Origin of the sequence: Roseovarius aestuariivivens, assembly GCF_004761875.1 — a bacterium.
GTDB lineage: Bacteria > Pseudomonadota > Alphaproteobacteria > Rhodobacterales > Rhodobacteraceae > Roseovarius > Roseovarius aestuariivivens.
Map to the genome: position 1 here is coordinate 37,891 of NZ_SJEY01000009.1, position 17,719 is coordinate 55,609.

Below are 17,719 nucleotides of genomic sequence, written 5' to 3' on the forward strand. Positions count from 1 at the left end.
TCAGGACGCCGGTTCGGTCTTGGAAAGTACCTGAGCGATGGTCTGCTTTACGACGCGCACTCGCACGCCCTCGGACAGTTCGACCTCGACTTCTTCCTCGCCCTTCACGCGGGTTACCTTGCCAATCAGCCCGCCCTGGGTCACCACCTGATCGCCCTTGCGCAGGGCGGCTACCATGGCCTGATGTTCCTTCAGTTTCTTCTGCTGCGGGCGGATGAGAAGGAACCACATGATCGCGAAGATCAGGATGAGCGGGACGAATTGAGCGAAAGCTTCCATGCGGATTTGGTCCTTGTTCGAGAGCGCGGCGCCTGGCGCGAATTGGCGGGAACCTAAGGTTCGGACGGGGTATTTGCAAGGCGCGAAAAGCCCCGAAAAGGCCGTGCACAACCCGTACACAGGCCGTACACAACCCGTACACCGATTTTGCACAATTGCCCGGGACGATCTGCCGCCGGTATCTAGGGGCTGGCACCCGTTTGCAGATCGTTGATAAACATCTGCGAAACTTCGACTCAGCCACGCAAGGACAGACCCGATGCACGACATCCGCGCCATCCGCGAGAACCCCGATGCCTTCGACGCCGCCCTGGCCCGTCGCGGCGGATCGGGCGCATCGGGCGAGATTCTGGCCATCGACGAGGAGCGCCGCGCCAAGATCCTGGCCGCCGAAACCGCCCAGGCGGAACAGAACAAGGCCAGCAAGGAGGTCGGCGCAGCCAAGGCCAAGGGCGACGAGGCCGAGTTCGAGCGGTTGCGCGGACTTGTCACCGAAAAGAAGGCGCAAGTTGCGCAGATGCAGGCCGAGGCCAAGCAGCTGGACCAGAAGCTGACCGACTTGCTGATGGGTCTGCCGAACCTGCCGCATGACGATGTGCCCGATGGCGCCGACGAGGACGACAATGTCGAGCTGCGCCGTGTCGGCGAGCCGCGGTCCTTCGATTTCACCCCGAAAGAGCATTATGAGCTGGCGGGCGTGAAGCCGGGGATGGATTTCGAGCTTGCAGCCAAGCTGTCGGGCTCGCGCTTTGTGGTGTTGTCGGGGGGCGTGGCCCGCATCCACCGGGCGCTGGCGCAGTTCATGATCGACACGCATGTCGAGGAAAACGGCCTTGCGGAGACCTGGACGCCGGTGCTGGTGCGGCCCGAGATGATGTATGGCACAGGCCAGTTGCCGAAATTCGGCGAAGACAGCTATGAGACCACAAATGGCTGGTGGCTGGTGCCGACCGCCGAGGTGACGCTGACCAATATCGTCAGTGACATGGTGGTCGAGGAAAGCTATCTGCCGCGCCGCTATGTGGCGCATACGCAATGCTTTCGGTCCGAGGCCGGCAGCGCGGGCAAGGACACCGCGGGGATGCTGCGCCAGCACCAGTTCGAAAAGGTCGAGATGGTGAGCGTGACGCATCCCGACACGTCGCTGGAAGAACACGAGCGGATGACGAAATGCGCGGAAGGCATCCTGGAGCGGCTTGGCCTGCCCTATCGCACCATCGTGCTTTGCACCGGCGACATGGGATTCGGGGCGCGCAAGACGCATGACATCGAGGTCTGGCTGCCCGGGCAGGACACCTATCGCGAGATCAGTTCGGTTTCGGTCTGCGGGGATTTCCAGGCGCGGCGGATGAACGCGCGGTTCAAGCCCAAGGACGGCGGCAAGCCGCAATTCGTCCACACGCTGAATGGATCTGGCCTTGCCGTGGGGCGCTGCCTCATTGCGGTGCTGGAGAACGGGCAGCAGGAGGACGGATCGGTCGACCTGCCCGAGGCGCTGCATCCTTACCTGCGGGGCAAGACGCGGCTTGAGGCAGACGGCACGCTAGGCTGAGCAAGGTCTCCCGGCAGTGACCCGCCGGGAGAGGGCCGTGCGAGCGCGGGGACTATTCGGCCAGCAGGCCGCTTTCCATCGCGGTCGTGAGTTCTTCGGCACTCACGTCGCCGGACGCGTCGAGGTCGATCTCGGCGTAATCTTCCTCGGTGAGGTCAGGATAGGCTGCCGCAACCTCATCCATCGAGTAACTGCCGTTGCCGTCGGTATCTTCGGGCGTCGCCGCGAAAGACGGGGCTGCAACGAGGGCCGCAAGCGCGGCGATGACCCACATGGTCGTCTTCATTTTGGGTGGTCTCTCCAACGGCGACTCACTGTCGCCGAACCGAAAGCGGATCGCTTCCGAATACGCAGAATGCCACAGGCGCGGATTTGCGCAAGAGGCCGCCAGAGGGCGGCGGCGGGGCATGCGCGCTTTTTGGCCGATGCAGATTTTCCTCGAGATATCAGGTCTTTCAGCGCATTTCAGTTGGCCGGACATTGAAGAGGACGCGCACGGCCCCATCTGGCTCCGCATGGAAAAGATGAAAGCGATTTTCGTGCTGGCCGCAGCGCTGGCTTTTGCGGCCTCGCCGTTCCTGTCGAGCGGCTTCAACGGGTTCCGGCCCGACCAGTTTCCCATCCCGCAAGTCGATGTGCCGGTGCAGCCGGCAGGGTATGCGTTTTCGATCTGGGGGGTGATTTATCTGTGGCTTCTGGCGGGGGCGGCATTCGGTCTTTTGAAGCGGGACGCGGAGCCGGGCTGGACCGCGATGCGCTGGCCCCTGATCGCGAGCCTTGTGGTCGGGGCGGCATGGATCCCGGTGGCGCAAACCAGCCCGATCTGGGCGACGGTTCTAATCTGGGTGATGCTGACAACGGCGGTCGTGGCCCTGTTGCGCTGTGGCGCTCGGGATCGCGGTTGGCTGCGCACGCCCGTCGCGCTTTACGCCGGATGGCTGACTGCGGCGAGTTGCGTGGCCCTGGGGCTGATGCTGGGCGGGCACGGGATCCTGTCGGAACAGGTGGCGGCGCTGGCGATGATCGTGCTGGCGCTGGGGATCGCCATGGTCGTGCAAGCGGCCCGGCCCGACACGCCGGAATACGCCCTCACGGTGATCTGGGCGCTTGTCGGCGTGATCGTCGCCAATAGCGGCGGGCCGAACTGGTCTGTGCTGGGTCTTGCGGCGGCGGGGGCGGTGATGCTGGGCTTGATGGCGCTCGGCCCTCGTCGGGGGGTCTAAGGTTTAGATGAGGTTGGGCCTTGCATTTTCGCGCCGACTGACCCCAAAACTTTTCCCTGTGCGTCGTGGTGTCGCCCGTCTTGCGACAAAATGCTCAACAGTCAGAAAATTTCAATGTTTGCGGCTTCGACGCTGGCGTTCTGATCAAACGTTGCAAGGAGAAACTGTTGGGACGCTCCAGTGCCGTCAACATCAAACCAAAGCTCACCAGACGACTGATCGAAGACAAATCTGTCGTCTGCATCAGATGCCTGCGTTCCTTGGACAAAGTTGTCTGCGCTCAGTAATCCCGCAGTTAGTCCACCGCCGAGCAAGGACGACTTAAACTTAAGCAAATCACCCTCGTTGGCTTCGTTTGTGTTGAAGTCCACGATCCGATCGACGTTGGTTGGGCCGAAAACTCTGTCAAACACGAAGGTATCTGATCCGGCCTGCCCTCTCAGCGTATCGTTTCCTGCGCGGCCAATTATGGTATTCTCAAAAGGATTACCGACGATGGTATTGTCGAGAGAATTACCAATTCCGTTCAGGACAACCGGATTATTCTGTTGATCATAAACCGTCTGAACAAAAAGATTCTCGATATTTTGCGCAAGCAAATAGCTCCGAAAAGCCAACACGGTATCCAATCCTTCGCCCGCCTGCTCTATTACTTGGTCTCCCGCATTTTGAACGTAGTATCGGTCGTCCCCTAACCCACCAATGAGCGTATCGTTGTTCTTTTTTCCATCGAGAATGTTGTCTTGATTGTTACCTGTAATTTGGTTTTCAAGCCCGTTGCCCACACCAAGTATGGCACCCCCAGAAAGATACAAATCTTCGATATGTTCTTGGCCCATGCGGAAATCGACACTCGACCAGACAACATCATAACCACTCCAGCTACTGCTTTCTTTTACAACGTCGCCGACACTATTCACGTGGAAAGTATCCGATCCTTCACCGCCGACCATAAAGTCATCTCCAGCGTCTCCGTTTAGGATGTCATCACCTTCGTCACCACGAAGCGTGTCACCGCGATTTCCGCCGAACAGACTGTCGTTGCCAGAACCGCCTTCGACACTATCGCCGCCACTGCCTCCCAAGACGCGGTCGTTGCCACCGCTGGCGCGAACCGTATCGTCATTGAGACCGGCGGCAATCAGGTCGCCGTTGGGCGAGCCAAGAATGATTTCCACGACGTCAGCATCGTCGGAATCGTAATCATTCACGGTGATACCGCCGTCGGCTGAAACGCCCGATGGCAAGAAATTAACCGGATCGATAAAATCTACGGTCTGCAGAGTGGAGAAATCCGGAATATCAGAACTTTTCAGGAAATGATCTTCCTGATCGCCACCGTTCGCACCGCCGTTTCCGTTGATGTCAACGCGTGCGCCTTCAAGTGCATAGAAGATGTGACCGCCAGTCGACGTTTCGATCAAAAGCCATTGTTGCGTTGCGGCACCAGCGTCATTGTGGCCGCCTTCGTAGTCCACGATCCGAACATTGCTGGGAAGAGCGTACAAATCGAGCTCGACGCCTTCCAAGTATATCTTGTCTCTCGAAAAGTCGAAATCTTCGAGGCGGCCGACCACGACGTCCCCGGAGGACACAATGTCGATATCTTTGAAATTGAAGATGTCTTCTCCCGGCGCATAGTTGCCGGTGGAATCGATCTGTTCGTCATTGTCGCCACGTACATGGTGACCCTTGTCAAAAGCCGGAATGTTTTGACCAAACCTCATGTTTATGAAGTCATTGCCGTCTTTGGCGTAAACATGCACCTGACCCGTGCCACCGCTGCCAGAGCTTCCCCCGATCAAGACCGCGTCTATCGTATCATTTCCTGATGTACCGCTGTACGCTGTAGGCATAATTTCTCCCTATAGATGTAAACCAAGAGTGGAACATCTATGAGAAGAATTCAACTTAAGGGTTATTTATGCGAATCACGCACCGCCTTAAGATTGCATAATGAGCCAAGATCCTTTACAGTGCGACGAGCATCAATGACGCCTCGCATGGCACCTATGTTTTGCCTGAAGGTTTCCCCAGATGCTTGCGCAGTTTCGACGGGCCCTGCTTTTTCTTTCCCTTGTAGGGGTTTTTCGCGGCTTGTGAGCGCATGTGCAGCCGGATCGGCGTGCCGGGCATGTCGAAATCGGTGCGCAGCCCGTTGACCAGGTACCGCGTGTAGCTTTCGTTCAGTTTTTCGGGGTTCGAGCACATCACGACGAACCCCGGGGGCCGGGTTTTGGCCTGAGTCATGTAGCGCAGCTTGATCCGGCGGCCCCCCGGCGCGGGGGGCGGGTGTGCCTCGAGCATGCCAATGAGCCAGCGGTTGAGTTGGGCCGTGCTGATGCGGCGGTTCCAGACATCATAGGCCTTTTCCACAGCCGCGCGAAGCCGGTCGAGCCCCTGCCCCGTCTTGGCGGACACGGTCACCAGCGGCGCGCCGCGCAGTTGCGGCAAAAGCCGCTCGAACGCCTCGCGCAGATCGCGGAGTTTCTCCTGCTTTTCGCGCTCCAGGTCCCATTTGTTGACGGCAACCACGACGGCGCGGCCCTCGCGCTCGGCCAGGTCGGCGATGCGCAGGTCCTGCTGCTCGAAGGGAATTTCGGCATCGAGAAGAACGATCACGACCTCGGCGAACTTGACCGCGCGCAGACCGTCGGAGACGGAAAGCTTTTCCACCTTGTCCTGCACCTTGGCCTTCTTGCGCATGCCGGCGGTGTCGAAAATGCGGGTGGGCAGCCCGTCCCAGTCGATCTGAAGCGAGATGGCGTCGCGGGTGATGCCCGCCTCGGGGCCGGTCAGCAGGCGGTCTTCGCCGAGGATCTTGTTGATGAGTGTGGATTTGCCGGCGTTGGGGCGGCCCACGACGGCGACCTGCAGCGGTTTGGCCTTGGTCGGCTTGGGGATCGGGGGCGCGTCGATATCCACATCGCCCTCGGGCAGGTCCACATCGGTTTCCGGCGCGTCGTCCTCGGCACGTTTGGCATACTCGTCGGCCAGCGGCAGAAGCGCGGTGTAGAGATCCATCATGCCCTCGCCATGTTCGGCGGACATGCGGATGGGCTCTCCCAGGCCGAGATTGAACGCTTCGAGCACGCCATCGTCGGCGGCGGAGCCTTCGGCCTTGTTGGCAGCGACGAAGATGTGTCCGGCGCGCTTGCGCAGAATGTCGGCGAACATCTCATCAAGCGCCGTCACCCCGGCGCGGGCGTCGATGAGGAAAAGGCAAACATCGGCCATGTCCACGGCACGTTCGGTCAGCCGGCGCATCCGGCCCTGCAGCGAGTCGTCGGTGGCGTCCTCCAGCCCCGCAGTGTCGATCACCGTGAACCGCAGGTCGGCCAGCCGCGCCTCACCCTCGCGCAGATCGCGGGTCACGCCGGGCTGGTTGTCGACCAGCGCAAGGCGCTTGCCCACCAAACGATTGAACAGCGTGGACTTGCCCACATTGGGGCGACCCACGATGGCGAGGGTGAAACTCATGGTCAAAGGCTCCGATCAGGCGCGCTGGCCCCTGTTACCCGAATGTGGCGTCAGCGGAAAGCCAGCAGCTGTCCCGAGGTGGTCACGACATAAAGCGTGCCGCCCGCGACGACCGGGTTGGTCGTGGCCCCGCCGGGCATCGATATCTGACCGAGCGGCGCGCCATTGGTGGGATCAAAGAAGCGCATCAGCCCGTCATTGGACACCACGATCAGACGCCCGCCGGCGATGATGGGCCCGTGATGCGCGAAGATCTCGGCCTGGCGCTTGGGCTTCGACTTGGTGAAGAAGGGCAGCGCACGGCCCCAGATGCGGCGGCCATCCTCGGCCGAGAGACGCAGAAGCTCGTTGCGGTCGGAGACGAGAAAGATCGAGTTGCCCGCGGGCCAGATCGGGTTAAGCGGCCCTTCGGGTGCGGTCCAGAGCCGTTCGCCGTTGCCGAGCGAAAGGGCCACCGTGCGGCCGGCGTGGTTGCCCACGTAAACGCGGTCACCGTCGATCACCGGTCCGCCGGTGATGTCACCGACGAGGCCGGTGGAAAACCCGTCGCGGTCGCCGGCAAGCTGGGCGTCCCAGCGGCGCAGACCACCTTTGCGGAAGGCGCCCTGCACCTCGCCCGAGCCATAGGCGAAGACGACGTACTTGTCCGACAGCGCAGGCGCGGGCGCGCCCATGAAATTCTGCAGGTCCGGCGTGGCGCCAAGCTGCCAGCGGATGCGGCCGGTGTCGCGTTCCAGCGCCCAGCCGACCTCGTCGCCCGCCACCACGTAGACCAGATCGCCCGCCACGCTGGGGCTGCCGGTGCCGGAGGCGCGCAGGTTCTGCTGCCAGATCTCGCCGCCCGACGCCGCGTCGAGCGCGGTCAGAAGGCCGAAACCCGAGGACACATACAACTGACCGTCGGCATAGGCCAATCCGCCACCGGACGCATCCGAGCCGGAGTCGTTGGGCGGCGTCAGATCGCGGGTCCAGAGCACCTTGCCCGCGGTCGAAACAGCGCTGACGCGCGCTTTGGAATCCAGGGTGAAGATACGGCCATCGCCCACCACGGGATCGGCGGTGATGCGTCCACGCCGACCGTCGCCGTCGCCGATATTGACCTGCCAGGCCAGCCGGGGCTGCGCAGAAAACGCGGGATGCGCAACGCGGGTCGCGGGGCTTGACACGCCTTGGGTCCAGCCGGCGTTGACGCGGGTCGCGGGCAGGCTCAGAGGCGGAATTTCTCCGGTTACGGTCCGCTCGGCCAAGGCCGTCTCGCCGGTTTCGGTCACGAGCACGTCGCGGATATCCTCGCGCTCGCCCTGCAGGATCACTTCCTTGCTCGAACAGGCCGCGGTCAGGCAGATCGCCGTTAGCGAGATGAAACGTGTCACTGTCTTCACGGCCAATGCCCCTACCCTTAATCGTCCGCCTGCCCGATCAAGGGCCCTGCGGCGGTCTTCAATTGCCGGCCTCCGCGCCGGTCTCTTCCATACCGGGCGTGTCCGCACCGGGGACGGCCTCGAGATCGCCGCCCAGCGCCACAATCACTTGAGACGCTCGCCGACGCAAGCCCGGGCTGGCCTCTGCGGATTGCCGGATCTGCTGCAGGCGCTCGAGCGCGGCCTGTGGCTGCCCGGTCTCGACCTCGAGCAGCGCAAGTTGTTCTTCGGCCAGAAGCCGCACCAGCCCGCCCCCCGGCGCCATCCCGTCGAGCCGCGCGCGGCGGTCTTCGGGGCTGAGGCCGCTATCGGTCATCGCCACAGCCTTGAGCAACGCGATGTCGCGGTAAACCGCCGGCGTGGCGGGATCGTCGGCCAAAGCGAGAAGCCGCGCGGCGGCATCCGCCGGGTCAACGCCGCTTTGCTCGCCCGCGGCCAGAAGCGCCAGAACGGTTTCGGCGCCGGGCCGGGCCGCGTCGATCTCACCAAGTGCGGCGGCGCGGGCCGCGCGGTCTTCGGCCTCGAGCGCGGCCAGGATGGAATCGCCCAAGGCCTGCGCCTCGGCCCGGGTCTGGGCCTTGCGCCACTCGTTCCACGCCGCGCCGCCCACAAGCAGCAGGATGGCCAGAACCGCGATCCAGCCATACCGGCGGAATGTCGCGTAAAGCCGGTCACGGCGGACCTCTTCGGTCACTTCGTCGATAAAACTGTCGGTATCGCTCACGCCGCACCTTTTGCCATATTTGGCCCCTCTTACCGCGAAGGTCCGGCCCTGCCAAGGGGCCGGGAGACAGCCCGCGCGAGACGTGTCCATCGCATCTTGCATCTCGGGCGTGAAAATTTTAATCTGAACCGTATAGTTCAGCGTATTTGGTGCGTTGTAAGGTTTTTTGCCGTTCTGCCTTCGCGGGCGCGGCCCAGTTCGTGCGGAAAGCGGCGTCATGAGACTTTTCTCCTTGCTTGCAGCCATATTGGTCGGCGCAGCGATTTATGCGTTCGTGATGGAGCGCGACAGCCTTCTGGCATTTCTGGGCGCGGACCCGGCCGAGGAGGCCGCCCCGGAGGAGGCTGCCGCGACGCAGTCAGGCGAGGCGGACGCGCCCGAAACGGTGGGCGTGGTCGCGATCCGCTCGAGCGCACGAGAGATCGACAGCGCGGTGATTCTGCGCGGTCAGACCGAGGCCGACCGGCAAGTGGAACTGCGCGCCGAGACCACAGGGCAGATCGTGTCGCCGCCCCTGCGCAAGGGGGCCTTCGTGGAAGAGGGCGAGGAATTGTGCCGGCTTGATCCGGGCACGCGACAGGCCAGCCTGGCCGAGGCCGAGGCGCGGCTGGCGGAGGCGAAATCGCGCCTGCCAGAGGCCGAGGCGCGTGTGCCGGAGGCCGAGGCGCGCGTCGAGGAGGCTCGTGCACGCCTGATCGAAAGCCGGGCGCGGCTGCGCGAGGCCGAGATCAACGCCAACGCCGCCAGCCGCCTGAGCCGGGACGGGTTCGCCTCGGACACGCGGGTGGCGCAGACCGAGGCGGAGGTCGAGGGCGCGCGTGCGGGCATCACCAGCGCGGAAGCGACGCTGCGCGCCGCCGAGTCGGGGCTGGAGACGGTCGCGGCAGGTATCGAGGCCGCGCGCGCGGGTGTGCAGAGCGCCGAGGCCGCCGTCGCCTCGGCCGAGCGCGAGATCGCGCGGCTGGTGATCCGTGCGCCTTTCGCGGGCCTTCTGGAAAGCGACACGGCGGAGCTTGGCAGCCTGCTGCAGCCCGGCGGGCTTTGCGCCACGGTCATCCAGCTTGATCCGGTGATGCTGGTGGGGTTCATCCCGGAAACCGAAGTGAGCCGTGCCGAGGTTGGCGCCAAGGCCACCGCGCAGCTGGCCTCTGGCGAGAGCGTGGCGGGCGAGGTTATCTTCGTAAGCCGTTCGGCTGATCCTACCACCCGTACTTTCCGGGTCGAGATCGCGGTGCCCAACCCCGAGCTGTCCCTGCGCGACGGGCAAACCGCCGAGATCGAGATCTCGGCCGCCGGCAAGCTGGCGCATCTGTTGCCGCAATCGGCGCTGACGCTGAATGACGCGGGCGTGCTGGGCGTGCGGGTCGTCGATGACAAAAGCGCCGCAAAGTTCATGCCGGTCGAGCTTTTGCGCGATACGCCGACGGGCGTTTTCGTGACCGGCCTGCCCGAGACCGCCGAGGTTATCGTGATCGGCCAGGAATTCGTCACCGACGGCGTGCCGGTCGCCCCGAGCTTTCGGGAGATCGGCCAATGACCGGGATCGTCGACTGGGCCGCCGCCCGGGCGCGGATGGTCATCGCCTTCATCCTGTTGTCGATCCTTGCCGGCACCGTGGCCTATGTCAGCCTTCCCAAGGAGGGCGAGCCGGATATCGAGATCCCGGCGCTTTTCGTGTCGGTGCAGTATCCGGGCATTTCGGCGGAGGATAGCGAAAAGCTTCTGGTCAAGCCGATGGAGACCGAGCTTGCCGATCTTGACGGGCTGAAGGATATGACCGGCACCGCGGCCGAGAACTATGCCGGGGTGGCGCTGGAATTCGAATTCGGCTGGGACAAGACCAAGATCATGGCCGATGTCCGCGATGCGATGAGCGCGGCGGAAGCCGAGTTTCCCGAGGGCGCCGAGAAATACACCATCAACGAGATCAACTTTTCGGAATTCCCGATCATCGTCGTCAGCCTGGCCGGGCCGGTTCCCGAACGCACCATGGCGCGGCTCGCGAAGAACCTGCAGGACCGGCTTGAGGGGCTCGAGCCCGTGCTGGAGGCCGGAATCGCCGGCAATCGTGACGAAATGGTCGAGGTTCTGATCGATCCGCTGCGGCTGGAGGCCTATAACGTCACCGCCGGTGAGCTGATCAACGTGGTGCAGAACAACAATCAGTTGATTGCGGCGGGGGTGGTGGACAGCGCACAGGGGTCCTTTTCGGTCAAGATCCCGTCCTCGTTCGATGAAACGCGCGATATCTATGATTTGCCGGTGAAGACGAATGGCGACCGGGTGGTCACGCTGGGCGACCTTGCGACGATCAACCTGACCTTCGAGGACCGGATGGGCACCGCGCGGTTCAACGGCGAGACGGCGATCGCGCTGCAAGTGGTCAAGCGCAAGGGCTTTAACATCATCGACACCGCCGATCTGGTGCGGGAGGTGGTGGCCGAGGCAGAGGCGGAGTGGCCCAAGGAACTGCGCGTGGCGGTGACGGTCGAGACCTCGAACGATCAGAGCCGGATCATCGAGTCGATGGTCAAGCAGCTGGAAGGTTCGGTCCTCACCGCGATTGCGCTGGTGATGATCGTGACGCTGGCCGCGCTTGGGATCCGCCCTGCCCTCCTGGTGGGCTTTGCGATCCCGACCTCTTTCCTGCTCTGCTTTGCCCTTTTGGCGGTGATGGGCGTGGCGGTGTCCAACATCGTGATGTTCGGCCTGATCCTGGCCGTGGGGATGCTGGTCGACGGGGCCATCGTGGTGGTGGAATACGCCGACAAGCGCATCGACGAGGGCGACGGGCCGATGCATGCCTACGTGGCCGCTGCCAAGCGCATGTTCTGGCCGGTGGTCAGTTCGACCGCGACGACGCTGTGTGCGTTCCTGCCGATGCTGTTCTGGCCGGGTGTGCCGGGGCAATTCATGCGGATGCTGCCCGTCACGCTGATTTTCGTGCTGTCGGCCTCTCTGCTGGTGGCGCTGGTCTATCTGCCGGTGATGGGCGGCGTGACCGGACGGCTGGAGCGGTGGTTCGACACCCGCATTCGCCAGATCGCCCATGCGAAATGGTACTGGCACATCGTGACCGTCGCCGTGGGGGCGGCCGCGCTGGCGGCAGCGGGAAGTGCCATCGGGCCTGTCGCGGGCCTCATCGGGGATAAATTCGGCGCGGTGGATGGCACGCGCATTCTGGGGTCGGTCATTCCGACGCTGGTCACGGTCTTCGCGATCGTCGTGGGACTTGTCGCGCTCGGCGCGGTGGCGCTGGCCGGGGCGGTGACGGTCCTGCTGGGACTGATGGCGGTCTTTCGGCGGCTGCGCTACGCGCGGCGCTGGATTGGCGGGAAGCTGTTCCCCAACCGGCCCGAGAAGGTGAAGGCGGGCTATCGCCGCTCGCCCTTCGGTCATGTGATCAACTTCATCGCGGGCAATCCGGTGATGCCGCTCATTGCCGCCGGGGCGGTCTTCGTCTTCGTGGGCTCGACGTTGTTCTATTACATGAACAACAACAACGGCACCGAGTTCTTTGTGGAATCCGAGCCGGAAAACGCGATTGTCTACGTCCGCGCGCGGGGCAACCTGTCGATTGACCAGACCGACGCGCTGGTGCGCGAGGCGGAACGGGTGGTGCTGGACCACCCCAATGTCTTGAACGCCTTTTCCTTTGCGGGCGAGTCGGGTTTGAACAACAACACAGGCGGCTCGCAGCCGCCGCTGGATACCGTGGGGCAGGTCCAGTTCGAGATCGTGAAGTGGGAGGACCGGCCCACCACCACCGAGACATGGTTCACCGTGCCGCTGCTGGACTTCGATGTGACACGGCAGGTGTCGGACCCCGAGGTGGACGGCGACCGCACGATTGACGAGCTGACGGCCAAGCTGTCGCAGATCCCCGGCATCAAGGTCGAGATCATGGCGCTGGAACAGGGTCCTGCCTCGGCCAAGCCGGTGCATCTGCGGCTTAAGGGCGACGACTGGGACGAGTTGCGCGCCTTTACGGCGCGGGCGCGGGAGAAATTCGACGAAACCTATGGGCTGAAGCTTGTCGAAGACACCCTGCCCCTGCCCGGCATCGACTGGCAGATCGACGTGGATGTCGAGAAGGCCGGACGGTTCGGCGCGGACGTGGCCACGGTGGGCGCGATGGTGCAGCTTGTGACGCGGGGCCTGACGCTTGATACGATGCGGGTGCCCTCCTCGGACGAGGAGATCGACATCCGCGTGCGCCTGCCCGAGGAGGACCGGGTGCTGTCGACGCTGGATACGCTGCGGGTGCGCACGGCGGACGGGCTGGTGCCGCTGTCGAATTTCATCACAAGGCAGCCCGTGGAGAAGCTGGCGCAGATCGACCGGATCGACCAGACGCGATATTTCGACGTGAAGGCCGGGGTGATCGACGGGCTGACCGTCGAGAAAGACGGCGAAGAGGTGCCGCTGACCGCGAACGAGCGGATCGAAGTGCTGACCGAGTGGCTAGAGGCGCAGGAGATCCCCGGCTCGATCAGTTACGAATGGACCGGAGATGCCGAGGATCAGGAGGAATCGGGCGATTTCCTGATGAAGGCCTTTGCCGGCGCGCTGGCGCTGATGTTCATCATCCTGCTGGCGCAGTTCAACAGCGTCTACAATGCCGCACTGGTGTTGGTGGCGGTGGTGCTCTCGACCGCCGGTGTGCTGATCGGGATGCTGGTGATGAACCAGGCGTTCTCGATCATCATGACTGGCACAGGCATCGTCGCGCTGGCCGGGATCGTGGTGAACAACAATATCGTGCTGATCGACACCTATCAGGATTACAGCCGCTACATGCCCAAGATCGAGGCGATCACGCGCACCGCCGAGGCGCGGATCCGGCCCGTTCTGCTGACGACGATCACGACGATGGCGGGCCTTGCGCCGATGATGTTCGGCCTCAGCCTCGATTTCGTGGGGGGCGGGTACACGTTCAACTCGCCCACCGCGCTTTGGTGGACGCAGCTGGCCACGGCGGTGGTCTTCGGCCTTGGCATCGCAACGGTGCTGACGCTGGTCTTCACGCCCTCGATGCTGGCGCTGCGGGTCTGGGCGGGTACCTATGTACTGTGGGCGGCGCAGCTTCTGGCGAAGCTGTCCTTTGGCCGGGCGAGCCGGGCCGCGAAGGACTGGGCGCTGACCCGCGAGGCGCGGCGCACCCGTGCGCCCGAGATCATCTGGGGCGACGAGCGGGTCGAGAGCGGGTTCGAGGACGAAGACGCGGGCGCGCCGGAGCTTGACGATCTCAAGCGGATCCTCGACGGGCAGGGCAAGCCGCTGCGCGCGGCGGAGTGACCGGACGGCCCGCCCGCCAACCGGCGGCGGCCGCGAGATCCCGTAAGTTCTGATCCGGCCCCGGAAAAGAGAGAGGATGTCGACGATTCGGAAAGATGTGTTCACCAAGGACCCGCCCTGGGAGCCGCGCGAGACGCCCGCGCCGATCCGGCTTGCCTCGGACCGGATCGAGGGCGTTGTTGTGCAGCCGCTGATCGCCAATCTCGATGCGCGCGGCGCGCTCAGCGAGCTTTTGACGGTCGACACGCCCGGTATGGCGCCGCTGGTGCATGTCTATGCCGTGACCGCCGCGCCGGGATCGGAACGCGGACCGGTCTACCATGCGAAGCAGACCGACAGGCTTTATTTCATTGATGGCCGGTTCCGCATCCTGCTGATCGACCTGCGCGCCGGGTCCGCGACCTGTGGCGGCACGCTTTGTTTTGAGGCCGGGGCAAATCGGCCGCTGCGGCTGCATATTCCGCCCTACGTGGCGCATGGCGTGAAGAATGTGGGCGAAGGACCCGCGATCTTCGTCAATATGCCGACCGAAATCTTCGACCGCGATGATCCGGACAAGTACCGCATGCCGCCCGATTACGACGGAGAGATCATCGGGTTCGACGCGCCCACCGATTTCTGATGCGTTTCAGCGGCCAGGGGATTTCTTTTGTTGCGGACCACGGGGCAAGCACCGCCTGGGCCGCCGCGGCATCGCCGAGCGCGAACGCGAGGGCGAGCGCGACCGGCGCGCCCGCGCCGACGATCCGAGGGTCAGCGGCCCGCGCCGCCACCCAGTCCGCCTCGGCCTTGTCCAGCTGGCCGGCGCGCGTGGCGCTCCAGGCGGCATAGGCGAAGCCGACCGCGCGCTGCATGCCCTGTTGCCCCTGCGCATAGGCGCGGCCACAGGCGGCGCGGTCTGTCGCCGAGGCAGCGGACCCGAACGCAGTATCGGCCACCTCGGGCCGCAGGAACTGTCCCTGCCCGTTTTCGATCATGTGCCCGAGGGAGGGCGTCAGATCATCGGGCCGAACCGGTGTCCCGGTAAGCGCGGCGTGCACGAGACGCAGCTCGGTATCCGCCTCGGAGCCCGCCACCAGCCCGCCGCGGCGCAGGCCGAGCCACGCGATCGTCTGATCGTAGTCGTGGGTCGGGAGCACGTTCTGCTCGACCAAGATCGACAGCCGCTCGACCCAGGCGGCGCACGGCGGGCGCGTTTCGCGCAGCACCCGCCAGGCGGCGCATTCCGCAGCCCGCGCAGGCGTGTCCATGGCGATGGCCGGATTGCGGCGGGGCGGCGAATTGAGCGACCACGAGGTCGCCTCTGCCCCGAGCGCCCAGGACACCGACGCAGCCTCGTTCAGGACTTGTTCCGAGAAATATCCCGAGAGGCCGCCGCTGACCCTGTCCCAGCGCAGGCCAAGCCGACGATAAAGGCTTCGCCGGAAGCCGTAATGCGCCTCGTACCAGGTCTTTCGCCCAAGTTTGCGGCCAAGCGCACGGATATGCGGCTGATCGAGACCGGTATGCCAGGCGTGCACCCCGAAGCCGAGGGTCACGGCGCGCACGCTGTTCATCGCCACCTCGGCGCGGTCGAGAAGACCGGCCATGTACGCGGCATGATGCGCGGACCAGTCGTCATCGTCCTGCAGGATGAGGATATACTCGCCCCGGGCGGCCTCAATCGCGGCGTGGCGCGCGGCCCCCGTCGTGGCTGTCGGCTCGCGCGGGGTCTCGATCAGCCGGATGCGCGCATCCTGCGCGGCCCAGCGCCGCGCGGCCTCACGGAGGGGCGCGCTCGGCCCGGCCATGGCGATCAGAAGCTCTATGTTTTCAAGCGTTTGAGACAGCGCCATGGGCACCGCGAGATTGAAGGTTTCGACCCGGTCTATGATCGGAAGGATGATGCTGACCCGCGGCGCAGCGGTCATGCGGCATCCTGTTCCGCCATCTGACGTTGCCAAAGCGACGCGTAGCGCCCGCTACGCGCCAGAAGCTCGGCATGGGTGCCTTCCTCGACGATCCGGCCATCTTCCAGCACGACGATGCGGTCGGCCTCGGCCACGGTTGACAGGCGGTGCGCGATGGTGATGACCGTGCGCCCCTGGCCTGCGCGCCGCAGCGCATCCTGGATGTCCTGCTCGGTCTCTGTGTCGAGCGCGCTTGTCGCCTCGTCCAGCAACAGGATCGGCGGGTTCTTGAGCAGCGTGCGGGCGATGCCGACCCGCTGTTTTTCGCCGCCCGACAGCTTTAGCCCCCGTTCGCCCACCTGGGTGTCGTAGCCGCGCGGCAGGCTGGAGATGAAATCGTGAATTTGCGCCGCGCGCGCGGCCTCTTCGATCTCGGCCTGGCTGGCGCCGTCGCGGCCATAGGCGATGTTATAGCCAATGGTGTCGTTAAAAAGCACGGTGTCCTGCGGCACCACGCCGATGGCGGCGTGCAGGCTGTCTTGGGTGACGTCGCGCACGTCCTGCCCGTCTATCTTGAGCGCGCCGGACTGCACGTCATAGAAGCGAAACAAGAGCCGCCCGATGGTGGATTTGCCCGAGCCGGTGGGGCCGACGATGGCCACGGTCTGCCCCGGCGGCACGGTGAGGATCACGCCCTTGAGGATGGGTCTTTCGGCCTCGTATCCGAAGAAAACCTCGCGCAAGGCGACCTCACCGCCTTGTACTTTCAGAACCTTCGCGTCGGGCTTATCTAGAACATCTGGCCTTTGCTCTAACAAATCGAACATTTCCGCCATATCAACGAGGGATTGCCGGATTTCGCGGTAAACCGTGCCGAGAAAGTTCAGCGGCATGGTGATCTGGATCATGTAGGCGTTGACCATGACGAAATCGCCCACCGTCAGAGCACCCGATTGCACGCCGAAGGCCGCCATCACCATCACCGCCACGAGGCCACCGGTGATCAGCACGCTTTGACCGAAATTGAGAAAGGCCAGCGAATAGGAGGTCTGCAACGCCGCGGTCTCGTAGCCCTCCATCGCCTTGTCGTAGCGTCCCGCCTCGCGACCCTCGGCCCCGAAATACTTGACAGTCTCGAAATTCAGAAGGCTGTCGATGGCCTTTTGATTGGCGTCGGTATCCTGGTCGTTCATCTTCTTGCGCAGCTTTACGCGCCACTCGGTCACCTTGAAGGTGAACGCCACATAGGCGGCGATCACGCCCATCACGACGGCAAGATACCAGAAGTCGAAGAGCGTCCAGAGGACGATACCGATGAGCAGAAGCTCGAGGATCAGCGGGCCGATGGAGAAAAGCAGAAAGCGCAACAGGAATTCCACGCCTTTCACGCCGCGCTCGATGATCCGGCTGAGCCCGCCGGTCTTGCGCGAGGTGTGGTAGCGCAGCGACATGGCGTGGATATGCTGAAACGTCTCAAGCGCCAGTTGCCGAAGCGCGCGTTGGGCGACGCGCGCAAAGATCACGTCGCGCAGCTGCTGAAAGCCGACATTGAGAAGCCGCGCCATGCCGTAAGCCACGGTCAGGCCGATGGCCCCCAGCGCCAGCATCCACGCGGCCTCTTGCCCCTCGCCCGCAAGCGCGTCGACGGCGGCCTTGTAGAAATAGGGCGTGCCGACGGCCACCAGCTTGGCCGCGAAAAGCGCGATAAGCGCGAAGACCACGCGGCGTTTGACCCATCCCTGACCCTCTGGCCAGAGATAGGGAGCGACACGGCGAATGACGCTCCAGCCATTTTCCGGGGCTTTGGTGGTGGTGAGCGCGCGTCGGCGCATGAGGACCTCTTAGCGTGATGT

Annotated in this window: 13 protein-coding genes; 5 read left to right on the top strand and 8 right to left on the bottom strand. The window is 64.0% G+C overall.

The window, feature by feature from the left end; genetic code table 11:
- Complete coding sequence (gene yajC, locus EZV60_RS14705; protein ID WP_135506365.1) at positions 1-279, bottom strand: preprotein translocase subunit YajC; 279 nt, start codon at positions 277-279, stop codon at positions 1-3.
- A gap of 259 nt (positions 280-538) precedes the next feature.
- On the opposite strand from yajC, the gene serS reads away from it, so the two are divergent.
- Positions 539-1,831 carry a serine--tRNA ligase gene (gene serS / locus EZV60_RS14710; protein ID WP_135506366.1) on the top strand — a complete coding sequence of 431 codons (1,293 nt, stop codon included), beginning with the start codon at positions 539-541 and terminating at the stop codon, positions 1,829-1,831.
- 52 nt (positions 1,832-1,883) lie between these two features.
- Here serS and EZV60_RS14715 read toward each other — a convergent pair whose 3' ends face one another.
- Positions 1,884-2,117: an EF-hand domain-containing protein gene (locus EZV60_RS14715; RefSeq protein WP_135506367.1), complete on the bottom strand. Its 234-nt coding sequence runs from the start codon at positions 2,115-2,117 to the stop codon at positions 1,884-1,886.
- Positions 2,118-2,346: 229 nt separating this feature from the next.
- Between EZV60_RS14715 and EZV60_RS14720 the strand changes: the two genes are divergently transcribed.
- Positions 2,347-3,054, top strand: coding sequence for a hypothetical protein (locus tag EZV60_RS14720; protein WP_167853546.1), 708 nt, complete (start codon positions 2,347-2,349; stop codon positions 3,052-3,054).
- Positions 3,055-3,155: 101 nt separating this feature from the next.
- Here EZV60_RS14720 and EZV60_RS14725 read toward each other — a convergent pair whose 3' ends face one another.
- From EZV60_RS14725 to EZV60_RS14740, 4 genes are all read right to left on the bottom strand, one after another.
- Positions 3,156-4,910 (bottom strand): calcium-binding protein, encoded by a 1,755-nt coding sequence (locus EZV60_RS14725; RefSeq protein WP_135506368.1) that lies wholly within the window; start codon positions 4,908-4,910, stop codon positions 3,156-3,158.
- Positions 4,911-5,064: 154 nt separating this feature from the next.
- On the bottom strand, positions 5,065-6,534 hold the full coding sequence (gene der / locus EZV60_RS14730) for a ribosome biogenesis GTPase Der (protein ID WP_135506369.1): 1,470 nt from the start codon (positions 6,532-6,534) through the stop codon (positions 5,065-5,067).
- A 50-nt stretch (positions 6,535-6,584) separates the two neighbouring features.
- Entirely contained in the window at positions 6,585-7,916 is a 1,332-nt protein-coding gene (locus EZV60_RS14735; RefSeq protein ID WP_342588804.1) for a PQQ-like beta-propeller repeat protein, read from the bottom strand.
- Positions 7,917-7,974: 58 nt separating this feature from the next.
- Complete coding sequence (locus EZV60_RS14740) at positions 7,975-8,679, bottom strand: hypothetical protein (protein ID WP_135506370.1); 705 nt, start codon at positions 8,677-8,679, stop codon at positions 7,975-7,977.
- A 217-nt stretch (positions 8,680-8,896) separates the two neighbouring features.
- Here EZV60_RS14740 and EZV60_RS14745 point away from each other — a divergent pair, with 217 nt between their 5' ends.
- From EZV60_RS14745 to EZV60_RS14755, 3 genes are all read left to right on the top strand, one after another.
- The gene (locus EZV60_RS14745) at positions 8,897-10,216 is read left to right on the top strand and encodes an efflux RND transporter periplasmic adaptor subunit (RefSeq protein WP_135506371.1); all 1,320 of its coding nucleotides are present in this window, start codon (positions 8,897-8,899) and stop codon (positions 10,214-10,216) included.
- Positions 10,213-13,977, top strand: a complete 3,765-nt coding sequence (locus EZV60_RS14750) for an efflux RND transporter permease subunit (RefSeq protein ID WP_135506372.1) — start codon at positions 10,213-10,215, stop codon at positions 13,975-13,977. The genes EZV60_RS14745 and EZV60_RS14750 overlap by 4 nt, the downstream gene beginning before the upstream one ends.
- 76 nt (positions 13,978-14,053) lie before the next feature.
- Positions 14,054-14,599, top strand: a complete 546-nt coding sequence (locus EZV60_RS14755) for a polysaccharide biosynthesis C-terminal domain-containing protein (RefSeq protein ID WP_135506373.1) — start codon at positions 14,054-14,056, stop codon at positions 14,597-14,599.
- On the opposite strand, the gene EZV60_RS14760 is transcribed toward EZV60_RS14755, so the two are convergent.
- Together EZV60_RS14760 and EZV60_RS14765 are read right to left on the bottom strand one after the other, a co-directional pair.
- Positions 14,568-15,887 (bottom strand): glycosyltransferase, encoded by a 1,320-nt coding sequence (locus tag EZV60_RS14760; RefSeq protein ID WP_135506374.1) that lies wholly within the window; start codon positions 15,885-15,887, stop codon positions 14,568-14,570. The genes EZV60_RS14755 and EZV60_RS14760 overlap by 32 nt on opposite strands.
- The gene (locus tag EZV60_RS14765) at positions 15,884-17,698 is read right to left on the bottom strand and encodes an ABCB family ABC transporter ATP-binding protein/permease (protein ID WP_135506375.1); all 1,815 of its coding nucleotides are present in this window, start codon (positions 17,696-17,698) and stop codon (positions 15,884-15,886) included. The genes EZV60_RS14760 and EZV60_RS14765 overlap by 4 nt, the downstream gene beginning before the upstream one ends.
- Positions 17,699-17,719: the final 21 nt, after the last annotated feature.